Source organism: Mycobacterium sp. THU-M104 (assembly GCF_049197365.1).
GTDB lineage: Bacteria > Actinomycetota > Actinomycetes > Mycobacteriales > Mycobacteriaceae > Mycobacterium.
The window spans coordinates 1-1,220 of the sequence record NZ_JBMIOP010000252.1; the positions used below are offsets into that span (position 1 = coordinate 1).

General features: G+C 70.3%; 1 protein-coding gene. It reads left to right on the top strand.

What is annotated here, in order from left to right:
- Positions 1–1,220 (top strand): protein kinase domain-containing protein (locus tag ACOJVU_RS18315; RefSeq protein WP_421531075.1); only part of this gene is annotated, 1,220 nt, incomplete at both ends.

The window sequence follows — 1,220 nt, forward strand, 5'->3', positions numbered from 1 at the left end:
CTGTGGATCGCGATGGACTTCGTCGACGGCACCGATGCCGCCAGCCTCCTGCGCGACCGCTACCCGGTCGGCATGCCGGCCGATCAGGTCGCCACGATCATCGCGGCGATCGCCGGCGCGCTGGACTACGCGCACGAACACCACGAGGTTCTGCACCGGGACGTGAACCCCGCAAACATCCTGCTCACCAAGTCCGGCGACGGTGAACAGAGAATTCTGCTGAGCGACTTCGGCATAGCCCGCCACATCGCCGACTCCGGCGGGTTGACCGCCACCAACATGACTGTCGGCACGTTTCCCTACGCCGCACCCGAACAGCTGGCGGGCGAACCGACCGACGGGCGCGCCGACCAGTACGCGCTGGCGGCCACCGCTTATCACCTGCTGACCGGAACCACGCTGTTCCCGTTCACCAATGCGGTTGCGGTGATCAGCCACCACCTCACCGCGCCACCGCCCGCGCTGGCAAAGACCCGGGCCAGGCTCGCGGTCTTGGACCCGGTGCTCGCTGTGGCACTTGCGAAGGATCCGGCCGATCGGTTCGCCCGGTGCGCCGATTTCGCCGGCGCGTTCGCCGACGCGTTATTTTCCCGGGCACCGACGGAGTCTGCTCCGACCATGCAGATCCCCCTGGCGGTCCGGCCCCACGGAAGTGAGTCCGCGCCCCCTAACGGCGTCGACACGAAGCACCGACGCGGGCGGCGGCGGATTTTCGCGGCTGCGGCGGCTGTGCTCGCACTCGACGTGTTCGGTGTCGCCGGCTACGCGGTCGGCAGGGACAGCGGCACCCCGGAACACGGTCAGGCCACGGTCTCCCCGGCACCGCCGCCACCCCGGAAGGCGCAGCACGTGGAGCCACCGGCGTCCCCGATGCCGACGTCCGCTCGGGCCGTCGCGGCCCCCATGACACCGGCGCCCAGATCCCCGTCAACGCCGCGAGCGCCATCCTCAGCCCATCCGACCGTCGCGGCTGCGCCGAAACCACCGCCACCGAAGCGACAGGCGTCGGGCCCCGATCAGGTGTTTCTGAATCTTGCCTCACAGATCCCCGGGGTCACCGTCAACGACCCCAAGGAAGCGACCACCACCGCCCGAGGGGTGTGCGCGGGGCTGCAAGCAGGGGCGAGTCCCGCGGATGCCGCCGCCGCGACACAGAACCGGAGTGGCCTGACGCCTGCTCAGGCCGCGGCCGGCGTCAACGCGGCGATCACCGCCTACTG